This is a genomic window from Synechococcus sp. R55.7 (assembly GCF_047461955.1).
Taxonomy (GTDB): Bacteria; Cyanobacteriota; Cyanobacteriia; order Thermostichales; family Thermostichaceae; genus Thermostichus.
Genome location: NZ_JANSIC010000070.1, coordinates 1 through 11,794, shown reverse-complemented (window position 1 = coordinate 11,794; position 11,794 = coordinate 1). Strand labels below are relative to the sequence as shown.

8 protein-coding genes and 1 riboswitch are annotated in these 11,794 nt (G+C 59.5%); of the genes, 5 read left to right on the top strand and 3 right to left on the bottom strand.

Translation table 11 applies throughout. From position 1 onward, the window contains the following. A partial coding sequence (gene purL, locus NW820_RS05430) for a phosphoribosylformylglycinamidine synthase subunit PurL (RefSeq protein WP_414406897.1) occupies positions 1-2,313 on the top strand: 2,313 nt, incomplete at its 5' end. A gap of 86 nt (positions 2,314-2,399) precedes the next feature. Here purL and trxB read toward each other — a convergent pair. Continuing rightward, a complete protein-coding gene (trxB, locus tag NW820_RS05425; RefSeq protein ID WP_414328790.1) occupies positions 2,400-3,830 on the bottom strand; it encodes a thioredoxin-disulfide reductase in 1,431 nt (476 codons plus the stop codon). A gap of 465 nt (positions 3,831-4,295) precedes the next feature. Here trxB and glnA point away from each other — a divergent pair, with 465 nt between their 5' ends. After that, positions 4,296-5,720 (top strand): type I glutamate--ammonia ligase, encoded by a 1,425-nt coding sequence (glnA, locus tag NW820_RS05420; RefSeq protein WP_414342228.1) that lies wholly within the window; start codon positions 4,296-4,298, stop codon positions 5,718-5,720. A 248-nt stretch (positions 5,721-5,968) separates the two neighbouring features. Here the strand turns inward: glnA and NW820_RS05415 are convergent, their stop codons facing one another. Continuing rightward, positions 5,969-6,421, bottom strand: a complete 453-nt coding sequence (locus NW820_RS05415; protein WP_011434342.1) for a DUF4278 domain-containing protein — start codon at positions 6,419-6,421, stop codon at positions 5,969-5,971. A gap of 86 nt (positions 6,422-6,507) precedes the next feature. Beyond that, a riboswitch (Glutamine riboswitch) is annotated at positions 6,508-6,606 on the bottom strand. 265 nt (positions 6,607-6,871) lie between these two features. Here NW820_RS05415 and NW820_RS05410 point away from each other — a divergent pair. After that, on the top strand, positions 6,872-8,779 hold the full coding sequence (locus tag NW820_RS05410; RefSeq protein ID WP_414406896.1) for a cation:proton antiporter: 1,908 nt from the start codon (positions 6,872-6,874) through the stop codon (positions 8,777-8,779). 198 nt (positions 8,780-8,977) lie between these two features. Next, a complete protein-coding gene (moaA, locus tag NW820_RS05405; RefSeq protein ID WP_011434340.1) occupies positions 8,978-9,955 on the top strand; it encodes a GTP 3',8-cyclase MoaA in 978 nt (325 codons plus the stop codon). Here moaA and NW820_RS05400 read toward each other — a convergent pair. After that, the gene (locus tag NW820_RS05400; RefSeq protein ID WP_414406895.1) at positions 9,952-11,316 is read right to left on the bottom strand and encodes a CRTAC1 family protein; all 1,365 of its coding nucleotides are present in this window, start codon (positions 11,314-11,316) and stop codon (positions 9,952-9,954) included. The two genes, moaA and NW820_RS05400, sit on opposite strands and share 4 nt — an antisense overlap. Before the next feature lie 87 nt (positions 11,317-11,403). Between NW820_RS05400 and rpsT the strand changes: the two genes are divergently transcribed. Next, positions 11,404-11,733: a 30S ribosomal protein S20 gene (gene rpsT / locus NW820_RS05395; RefSeq protein ID WP_414331315.1), complete on the top strand. Its 330-nt coding sequence runs from the start codon at positions 11,404-11,406 to the stop codon at positions 11,731-11,733. The last annotated feature ends 61 nt before the right edge of the window (positions 11,734-11,794 follow it).

Genomic DNA, 11,794 nt, shown 5'->3' with positions numbered 1-11,794 from the left:
AGCACTATGCCCTATACTCTCGAAGACTTAAAAGCCCACGGCCTTTCCCCGGCGGAATATCAACAGATCCAGCAGCAGCTGGGCCGGGATCCCAACCCCAACGAGCTGGCCATGTTTGGGGTGATGTGGTCAGAGCACTGCTGCTACAAAAACTCCCGCCCTCTGCTGAAAAACTTTCCCACCACGGGCGAGCGGGTAGTGGTGGGGCCGGGGGAAAATGCCGGCGTAGTGGATCTGGGGGAGGGGGATTGGCTGGCGTTTAAGATCGAGTCCCACAACCATCCTTCGGCAGTGGAGCCCTTCCAGGGGGCAGCTACCGGCGCGGGAGGGATCCTGCGGGATATCTTTACCCTGGGCGCCCGTCCCATTGCCCTGCTTAACTCGCTGCGCTTTGGGCCGCTAACCGATCCCCGCAACCGCCGCCTCATGGCCAGGGTGGTGGAAGGGATCGCCCACTACGGCAACTGTGTCGGGGTACCCACAGTGGGGGGAGAAGTGGCGGTGGATCCCTGCTACAGCGGCAATCCCTTGGTCAACGTCATGGCCCTGGGGCTGCTGGAGACGCCGGCAGTGGTGAAATCGGCAGCGCGGGGGGTGGGGAACCCGGTCTTGTACGTGGGCGCCACCACCGGGCGGGATGGCATCCGCGGCGCCAGCTTTGCCAGCGCCGAGCTCAAGGAGGATGCGCAGCAGGATCGGCCGGCAGTGCAGGTGGGGGATCCCTTCCTGGGCAAGTGCCTCATCGAGGCCTGTCTGGAGGCCTTTGCCACAGGAGCTGTGGTGGCTGCCCAGGATATGGGGGCAGCCGGGATCACCTGCTCCACCGCGGAGATGGCCGCCAAGGGAGGGGTGGGGATCCGCTTTGACCTCGACCGAGTGCCGGCGCGGGAAAGCGGCATGGCTGCCTGGGAATACCTGCTCTCGGAATCCCAGGAGCGGATGCTGCTGGTGGTGCAAAAAGGCCGCGAGGCGGAGGTGATGGAGATCTTCCACCGCTGGGGTTTGCAAGCTAGTGTGGCCGGGGAAGTCATTGCCGAGCCGCTGGTGGAGATCTGGCACCAGGGATCCTGCGTGGTGCAGGTGCCGGTGCGGGCTTTGGCCGAAGACACCCCCGCCTATGTCCGTCCGGTGTTGCCAGAGCCGCCAGCCTACGTGCAGGCAGCGTGGCAATGGGATCCCGCCACTCTACCCCCTTGTGATTGCCAGGGGATCCACCTCGCTCAGGCAACGCTGGCATGGAAAGAGGTGCTGCTGCAGCTTTTGGCCAGCCCCACCCTGGCCAGCAAAGCCTGGATCTATCGCCAATACGACCACCAGGTGCAAAACAACACCGTCCTTTGGCCGGGCCAGGGAGATGCGGCGGTTATCCGCATCCGTTCCCAAAAGTTTGGCGTGGGCGAGGTGCCGCCCCTGCGAGCTTCCCGCAAGGCCATCGCTGCCACCCTGGATGGCAATGGCCGCTGGGTGTATTTGGATCCCTACGAGGGGGCCAAGGCAGCCGTGGCGGAAGCTGCCCGCAACCTCACCTGTGTGGGGGCCGATCCCCTAGCTGTTACCGATAACCTTAACTTTGGCAATCCCGAAAACCCGGTGGTGTACTGGCAGCTGGCCCTGGCCTGTCGGGGGATTGGAGATGCCTGCCGTGCCCTCGGTACGCCGGTAACGGGGGGAAACGTTTCTCTCTACAACGAGACCCTCACCCCCCAGGGATCGCAGGCTATCTACCCTACCCCTGTCATTGGCATGGTGGGTCTTATTCCCGACTTGAAATGCATCTGTGGCCAGGGGTGGCAGCAAGAAGGGGATCTCATTTACCTCCTGGGATCCCAGGCCCTCACCAGCTTGGGGGGCAGCGAGTATTTGGCGGTCATCCACCAGCAAGTTACGGGCCGGCCCGCGCCAGTGGATCTGGAATTGGAAAAGCGGGTGCAAGCTGCCTGTCGCCATGGAATCCGCCAGGGCTGGGTGCGCTCTGCCCACGACTGCAGCGAGGGGGGATTGGCTGTGGCTTTGGCAGAAGCCTGCTTGAGCGGAGGCCGCGGCGCAACCCTCTCCCTGGCTCCTGGATCCTTGCGCTGGGATCAGGCCCTGTTTGGCGAGGGATCCAGCCGCATCCTGGTTTCTGTGGATCCGGCCCAGCGCTCTGCTTGGGAAGCCTACTTAGAAGCGCAGCTTGCCGGCCAGTGGCAGCTTTTGGGAGAGGTGGGATCCCCTGCGGATCCCCTGCTCTTAAGGACGGCAGAAGAGGATCCCTTACTGGTGGTGTCTTTGGCAGCCATGCAGGCCGCCTACCACGGTGCCTTTTCGGACTAGCTGAGCCTCGGTTGGGAAACCGTTTTCTGCGCCCAGCTCCCTTCTCCCTTGGGGAGAGGGGCCAGAGGTTGGAGAGGACAACATCCTTAGGGGGATTTTTCCTCACACAAATTGGCCTGGATCACCTCTCGATATTGGGACTTGGGCTTAACGCCCACCAACTGGGCCACCAGCGTCTTGTTTTTGAAAAATTGCACCGTCGGGGTGCCCGCCACCCCCCCTGCCTCTGCAATCTCCGGATCTTTCTCAATATCGATCTCCACCACGTGCAGCTTGTCCGAGAACTCATCGATGATCTTGTTCAAGATCGGCTTGAGGGCATGACAAGGGGCACAGGTGGGGGCGGTGTACTTGACCATGAGCAGGCGATCGCTTTCGTGGTAGAGTCGCCGCAGGGCATAGCTCCCCTCATGGCAAGTCTTGCTGAAGTCTAAGTCATCCTGTCCATTCTCCTCAAAGCTGGCCTCCTCAACAGCAGGATCCCCAGCAGACTCTGCCGCAGAAGTCGCAGCAGGGCTGGGTTCAGGATGGCTTTGGGGAAGGACGTGATACTCCTGGGCCAAGCCGTGTTCCGAGAGCCAGCGCTCTGCCAACATGGCCGCCATACAGCCGGTGCCGGCAGCGGTAATCGCCTGACGAAACTCGTGATCCTGCACGTCGCCGGCGGCAAACACCCCCTCCACACTGGTGGCCACGGATCCCGGGCGGGTGACGATGTAGCCGACTTCATCCAGTTCCAGTTGTCCTTTGAACAAGTCGGTGTTGGGCTTGTGGCCAATGGCATAAAATAGGCCACCCACTGACATCTCGCGTATTTCGCCGGTTTGGTTGTTCCGCACTTTCACCCCGGTCAGGCGCAGGCCGTCGCCCATCACTTCCACCGCCTCGGTGTTCCAGTGCACAGTGATCTTGGGGTTGTTGAGAACACGATCCTGCATGGCCTTGCTGGCCCGCATTTTGTCGCTGCGCACCAGCATGTGCACGTGGGATCCAAACTTGGTCAGGTAGGTGGCCTCCTCACAGGCAGTATCGCCGCCGCCGATCACCACCAATTCCACCCCTCTGAACATGGGCATAGCCCCATCGCAGACAGCACAAGCTGACATGCCCCGGTTCCAGTAGGTCTCCTCCCCCGGCAGGTGTAGGCGCTTGGCTGTGGCCCCGGTGGCGATGATCAGGCTGTGGGTGCGCAATTCCCGCTCGTCAGAACGGACGACAAAGGGCCGCTGGCTTAAATCCACAAAGGTGACATCTTCGGTGTAAAGTTCTGCCCCCCACCGCTGCGCTTGAGCCCGCATGTTCTTCATCAGTTGGGGGCCGGTGATGCCCTCGGGAAAGCCCGGAAAGTTTTCCACCTCGGTGGTGGTCATCAGTTGCCCGCCCGGGATCCCGCCCGCCTGGAACCCCTCAAACACAACCGGCTTCAGGTTGGCACGCCCAGCGTAAATGGCTGCTGTGAACCCAGCAGGGCCGGAGCCGATAATCACCACATTCTCAACCCGACTTTGCTCTGTCATCCGATGTCTCTCCTTCTGCAATGGGAATAAAAGCCAAACTCATAACGACTACGCTTTAGCTTAACACCCCTTGGCGAACCGGTCGAGGCCGAGGCCTATTAGCCTCATTTTCGCTCGCCTCAGGCCATTGGGGCCTTTTTTGCCCATCCCATAGGGTTATCTCTGCCCAGAGGTTGGCCAAGTGGCGGCCATTGCCCAAGTTTTGGATCCCCAACACCCAATCCCGGTTGACCCAAGCCAGAAGGAAAAGAGGTGTCTGAGATGGCCAGCAATTTGGTCTTGGTCAGAAAGCGGAGCTCAAATGAATTTTGTATCAGAAACTACAAAATACCCGTGTTGGCCTTTCTAGGATGAGTGAGCGTTTTTGGCCTGTCTGGGTCGAAGCGTGGGGATCACCTGCTGGGATCCCATTTGTTTCAGCCACAGTTCCCCCAGTCTTAACCGCAACCCAATCAGGAGAGAGTAATGGCATCCACGCCCCAAGAAGTGCTTCAGATGATCCAGGACAACAACGTCCAGATAGTGGATCTCAAGTTTGTGGATATCTTTGGCACCTGGCAGCATGTTTCCTTCCACACCTCGATGATCAAGGAAGAAACCTTCACCGAGGGGCTTCCCTTTGACGGATCCAGTATCCGGGGCTGGAAAGCGATCAACGAGTCGGACATGTACATGGTGCCGGATCCCAAGACGGCTTGGATCGATCCCTTTCTGGAGGTGCCCACCCTCAGCATAACTTGCAGCATTGTTGAGCCGCGCACCGGCCAGCCCTATAGCCGCTGTCCCCGCAGCCTTGCCGCCCGTGCCGTTGCCTATCTGCAATCGACGGGCATTGCCGATACGGCTTACTTCGGGCCGGAAGCGGAGTTTTTCATTTTTGAGGATGTTCGCTTCGACCAAACCCAAAACTCGGCCTACTACTTCGTGGATTCCATCGAAGGTCGCTGGAACTCGGGCCGCGAGGAGAAAGGTGGCAACCTGGGCTACAAGCCTCGCTACAAAGAGGGCTATTTCCCGGCCCCGCCCACCGATGCCCATCAAAACATCCGCACCGAGATGCTGCTGACCATGGGCAAGTTGGGGGTGCCCATCGAGAAGCATCACCACGAGGTGGCTACCGGCGGGCAAGGGGAGTTGGGCTATCGCTTTGCCGATCTGATCACGGCTGCCGACTACATGATGGTTTACAAATACGTGATCCGGAATGTGGCCCGCAAGCACGGCAAAACCGTCACCTTCATGCCCAAGCCCCTGTTTAACGACAACGGCACCGGCATGCACACCCACCAGTCCCTCTGGAAGGATGGCCAGCCTTTGTTCTATAGCGAAGGCACCTATGCCAACCTGAGCGAGACGGCTCTCTACTACATCGGTGGCCTGCTCAAGCATGCCCCGGCGATCCTGGCCTTCACCAACCCCACCACCAACTCCTACAAGCGCTTGGTGCCCGGCTTCGAGGCGCCGGTGAACCTGGCTTACTCCCAGGGCAACCGTTCCGCTGCCATTCGCATTCCGGTGACCGGCAACAATCCCAAGGCCAAGCGTCTGGAGTTCCGCTGCCCGGATGCCACCTGCAACCCCTACATCGCCTTTTCGGCCATGCTGATGGCTGGCCTGGACGGGATCAAGAATAAGATCCATCCCGGCGAGCCCTTGGACAAAGATATCTACGATCTGGAGCCGGAAGAGCTGGCCAAGATCCCTTCCACGCCTGGATCCCTGCTGGATGCTCTGGAAAGCTTGCAGAAGGATCATGCCTTCTTGCTAGAGGGCGGTGTCTTTACTGAGGATCTGATCCAGACCTATATCGAGTACAAGATCGACAACGAGATCAACCCCATCAATCTGCGGCCTCACCCCTACGAGTTCGCCCTTTACTTCGACGCCTAAGCGGTGTGGCCGATTCTGCAGCGGGATCCCTGATGGGATCCCGTTTTTTTCCGAGGAAATAGCACCCCTCAATTGTGGATCCCTTGGGCAACTTAGCTACTTTTGGTCAACAGCACCTCGTGCCAGCGTTGAAGCGTCCTGTGCCGTCCATCGACCTGAGGAAGCTCAACCCAGAAACCAAAAGGGGATCCCCAGCCGGGATCCCTTCTCGCTGAGCTCATGCCAGAGCATCAACAGTTACGGGCAGATCAGCTCATGCTGACACGGCTACGGTCGTAGTTGAGCCGAAAGGTGGGATGCACTTTTCCTTGGATGCGGTTCCAGAAGTTGCGCACGTTGACATGCAGGCCAATCTGCTCTGTACCGCGGAGCAGCATGGATTGCTGGCGAATCCGAATCAAGCGTTGATGGCTCATCATCAAGCGGCGAGACAGCTCATCCAAGACATGAGAACGGCCATTGGCAGCCACCGGGGCAGATGCCTCTGCCGTCTGAACGGGTTGAGCCGGCCCTTCGGCCGCCTTGAGATGATGAGCAACACCCCGATAGAGCAGGTCAAGGTTGGTGGGCAAAACCACCGGCTTGCTCAGGTGGCGGAACCGCCAGTCCAGCCCCCGGTAACGACCCCCCACTTTGCCGGGAGAAACCGCTGCAGTTGCAGAAGAGGGGGTGTAATCGACGCCACGGTAAAAGAGTGCCATGATCTTCGCCTCCAATGAGTTGAGTTTTCATCCGTTCGCCTTCTCCTGAGAGACAAGAGAAGCCACACGGTTACCAGAAGAGTTGAGGCGCGTTCCTTCGGGATCTCTCCCTACTTCCGTCCTCTGGCCGTGATGTCGCTCTACCTACATTAACGAGCCGCCCAGCACGCGAGAGGATGAACGATTTCTATCTACATTCTGTATTATAAGCTACGGTTTTGAGGTATTGCCAGCAACTTTTAACAAAAATTTCCACTGAGTTTCCGTCCAGCTTCCTCTGAATCCAGGCTGGATCTGAATCCGGGCTGGGCCAGCCGGGATCCTCGGGGGCAGCAGGGTGCAGAGCTTGAAGCCGAGTTCTTCGCTCTGTCCGAGATGCCAGAGGAAGCATTATCGTGGAAGAATCCTCAGGATTGGCTACAAAAGTTCACATTCCTTGGTGGGTGCCCTGTGCAGGAAGACTTTCGTCTGATTTTGGACATTGTGACGGTATTGGCGGCAGCGGCAGCAGGTGGATTCTTGGCTTCGCTGCTGAGGCAGCCGGTGTTGCTCGGCTACTTACTGGCCGGGATCTTGGTGGGGCCAACCGGGTTGGGGTGGATCAAAGAGTTGGTTCAGGTGGAAACCTTGGCCCAGTTTGGGGTGACCTTTTTGCTGTTCACCTTGGGGGTGGAGTTTTCCCTGAAAGAATTGCGCAAAGTGCGGGGGATCGCCGTTGGCGGAGGCATTTTGCAAATTGGCCTGACGATTTTGATCACGGCGGTGCTGGCGGTGGTCAGCGGCTGGTTGACGCCGGTGCAAGGGATCTTTTTGGGGGCCGTGCTCTCCTTGTCCTCGACTGCCGTGGTGCTGAAAAGTCTCACTGAGACCAACCAAATGGGCACTCCCCAAGCCCAGGCCATGCTGGGGATCCTGATTGTGCAAGATTTGGCGGTGGGGCTGATGTTGGCGGTGTTGCCGGCTTTGGATTGTCCCTTGCCGGAGCTGGCGGGATCCCTGGCCAGGGCCTTGGCAGAAATCGGCTTGGTGGGGCTGGGGGCGGTGGTAGGCGGGATTTGGCTGGTTCCCGGTTTCCTGCGTCTGCTGGCTCAGCAGGAGAGCAAAGAGGTGTTTTTGCTGGGGGTGATCAGCCTCTGCGTGGGGATTGCCCTGTTGACGGAGCGGCTGGGCATTTCCAGCGAGATTGGGGCTTTCATTGCCGGTCTGATGATCTCGGAGGTGGAGTACGCCGACCAAACCCTGGACTATGTAGAGCCTTTGCGAGATGTGTTTGCTGCTCTCTTTTTTGCGGCCATCGGCATGCTCATCGATCCCAGCTTTATCCTCGGCCATCTGTTGCTGATCCTGGGGCTGGTGGGTCTGGTGATGGTGGGCAAGTTTTGCATCGTGGCTCCCTTGGCGCGGCTGTTTGGTTACACTCTGCCGGCAGCGGTGGTGGTGGGGCTGGGCCTATCGCAAATCGGCGAATTCTCCTTTGTGCTGGCCAGCGAGGGGCAGGCTTTGGGATTGGTGTCGCGGCAGATCTATTTGTTGATTGTCAGCACCACAGCCGTTACCCTTCTGCTCACTCCCTTTCTGCTGAGGGGCGCTCCTCGACTGTTTTCCGGGCTACACGGGATCCCCTTCTTGGCCCGCTGGTTGGAATCGGGCGAGCGGCCCCGCGCTTTGGCCCCCGATGCTCCTCAACAGGGGCACGTGGTGGTGTGCGGCTATGGGCAGGTGGGGCAAGACATTGTGCGCATTCTCGAAGCCCGTCGTCACCCCCTCTTGGTCATTGATCAGTCAGAACGGGTGATCCAACACCTGCGTTCCCGTGGGATCCCTTACCTCTACGGAAATGCGGCCAGCCCGTTGGTGCTGGAGAAAGCTTGCCTGCCCCAGGCCCGCGCCCTGGTTATTGCTCTGCCGGATCGCATGAGCATCCGCCTCTGCCTGAAACGAGCTCTGGAGTTGGCGCCGCGATTGGATGTGGTGGTGCGAGCTACCGACAAGGAAGACATCGAACAGCTCTATCAGTTGGGGGCCAGAGAAGTCGTCCACCCCGAATTCGAGGCCAGCTTGGGTCTGTGCAGCCATGTGTTGCTGGAGTTGGGAGAACCCCCAGACATCATTCAGCAGGAGATCCTGGCCATTCGCAGCAGCCACTACCGCGATCTGCGCCCTCTCCACCCCAGTTGTCTGATCCCCGCGCCTGTCAGTTGGCTGACACCGCCGGCCCCACCTCCCTCTCCCCCCCTCCCCGCCAATGCCAACGGCAGCCACGACAGCCACCCACCTGAGTCTGTGCTGGCCTGGTGGGAACGCTGGCAGCGGCCTGTTCAACCCGAATGGGCAGGGATCCCTGGCTCTGCCGAGTAGAGATTTGCACCTCAATCTTCGTAGTATCCTGCAAACTGGAGGTGTGGCCACTGCAAGTTGCAAGCCTCGGGACAGTTCCCCCGCTGCCTTTGCGGATGGAGACGCTGGGAGGTTTTCCAGAGGCAACGGAAAGGGTCCTCGGCGTTGCTCGGCACTCTGGGGGGAGGGGTGCCCCATCTGTTTCTGGCCTAGGTTGCCATGCCGACCGTTAACTATCTGCGCATCAGCTTGATCGATCGCTGCAATTTCCGCTGCCAGTACTGCATGCCTGACGAGGCGGAGTTGACGTGGCTGCAAGCCCCAGAGCGTTTAACGGATGAGGAAATCCTCACGTTGGTTCGAGAGGTGTTTTTGCCGTTGGGGATCGATTGCTTTCGCCTCACCGGCGGCGAACCCCTGCTCAGGCCGGGGCTGGAGCACCTCATCCGGGCTCTATGCAGCCTGCCTGGGGTGAGAGATGTGGCCCTTACCACCAACGGCTTCAACCTCAGCCAAAAAGCTCAACTCCTCTATGAAGCGGGGTTGCGCCGCATCAACATCAGCTTTGATTCCCTCAACCCCGAGACCTTTCGACTGATCACGGGGCGGGATCGCTGGCGGCAGGTCTGGGCCGGGATCCAAGTTGCCCACCAAGTGGGGTTTGATCCCCTCAAGTTGAATGTGGTGGTGATCCCTGGGCTCAACGAATCGGAAGTGGAAGATCTGGCTGCCCTTACTCTGGAGCGACAATGGCATGTGCGCTTCATCGAGTTTATGCCCATTGGCAATGCCGCCCTCTTTCAGCAGGCCGGCTGGGTGGAGTCTGAGGTGCTGCGACAGCGAATTCGCGCTCGCTTTGGCCTGGAACCTGGGTTTGTGGCCGGCAATGGGCCGGCGGATGTGTTTCGAATCCCGGGGGCAAAAGGCACCTTGGGCTTTATCAGCCAGATGTCGGAGTGCTTTTGTGATCGATGCAACCGCATGCGGCTATCCAGCGACGGTTGGCTGCGCCCTTGCCTGCTCAACGAATCCGGCCAAATCAACCTGCGGGATCCGCTGCGAGCTGGGATCCCTGCCGAAAGGCTAAGACAGCAGGTGCGAGAACTGCTGGACATCAAGCCGGACATCAACTTCAAAGGACGGGACACCGGCAGCCAGGGATCCTACCGGCGCACCATGTCTCAGATTGGCGGCTAGCGGGGATAAGGGATCCGCAAAAGCTGGTTGACCGGTGGGTGGGCCACCTGCAACTGTTTCCCATCCGGCCACTGGATCTGGATTTCCTTGACCCCTGTTTCGGATCCCAGGCCAAAGTGGGCCACCGGCTCCATCTGACAGAGGTAGCCGCTGCCGGCGTCGATGGCCTGGATCTGGGTACGGGTGGAGGTGAGCAGCCTTACCAACGCGCCGCGGGCCGGGGCTCCCTGGCGGGTGAGGGGCAGAACCCTCAGCCAGTTGTTGGCATTGGCCTGAGGGCGATAGAAGCTGAGAGGCTGGGCGCCAGACTCCCCATGGGCAATCAACAATTCCAGACGACCATCCCCATCCACATCGGCCACCGCTGCTCCTGTCCCCAATCCCTGCGGCTCGGCAGCATCTCCAATGTCGATGGCTTGCCAACGGCCGGAGCGCCAAGCAAACAGACGGTTGGGCTCGCCGATGTTGTTGAAAAACAGCTCCGGATAGCCGTCGTTGTCGAAGTCGGCAGCGATGACTGTGCGAATGCGGGAGGGCCTAGCCAACTCCGGGGGGGCTACATCCTTAAAAAAACCGCCGGGGGCCTGGATCCAGAGGCGATGGGGGCCTTCCCAGTTGCCATAGAGCAAATCCAGCCGTCCATCCCCATCCAGATCCACCGCTGCCACGCCGCGCCCATGCTCGTCGGGATCTGCTAGGCCCACCTCAGCGGCAATCTCTTCAAAGGTGCCATCTCCCCGGTTGCGAAACAGAAAGTTAGGTCCCTGCTCATTGACGGCAAAAATGTCCATCCGCTGCGAGACCAAGGGCACGGCCACCAACCCCCGCCCGCCCGTCACCCGATTGAGTCTCGCTTCTGGCGCCACATCGGCGATCATTTGGTTAGGGCCCAACTCGTAGAGGCGCATAGGGCCGCCGTAGTTGGCTACGAAAAATCCATAGCTCCCCTGGCCAAGACGATCCACACAAGCTACAGAGCGACCTGCCGTCAAGTTGAGGGCATCTTGGTTTTGCGGCAGGGAGAACAGGTCCACCCAGCGAGATCCCTGCCAGTCGAAGAGGCGATCCCCAAAGCGCTTGCGCCCGCCGAAGGTATCGGTGTTCAAGACATAAAGTTCTTCCTGCCCGTCCCCGTCAAAGTCGGCGGCAGCCACCCCAATTGCCATGCGCCCTGCATCGGCCAGGGTGTCGTCTGCTTGATCCACCAGGGTTTGCCCATCCCACTTCAAGACTCGATTGGAGCCGCGGAACCCGCACACAAACAGCTCAAAGGCCCCATCCCGATCCAAATCGCAAGCGGCAACCCCGTAGAAAAGGGCAGGTGGGTTAAAGCGGATCTGCGAGCTGCAATCTTGGAACATGGGGATCCCATCGGAGAACAATAGGAACTGGTGGAGCTTCCAGCTCTGATGGTATGCTGGATCTTCGCTGGAACTTCCCCTTCAACCATGCCACGCATCAAATCTGCCATCAAGCGCGTTCAGATCGCAGAGCGTAATCGGCTGCGCAATAAAGCCACCAAAGCCATGGTGCGCGCTCTGATGAAGAAAGTGATCTCCCTCTCAACTGCCTATGCCGCCAACCCACAGCAAGAAACTCTGCAGGAAATCCAGGCGGCGATGAGTGCTGCTTTCAGCCGCATTGATAAAGCTGCCAAAACCGGCGTCCTGCACAAAAACACAGCCGCTCGTCGTAAGGCTCGGCTGGCCCGGATTGTGAAGCTATCTGTGGCTTCCTCGGAAAAATCCCAGGCTGAGGCTTTGGGTGGGCGTGATTGACTTCTCCTGCTGCTTCGGAAGTGGTGCTTGTGCGGGATTTCAGCTAGAAATCGCAGGAGCC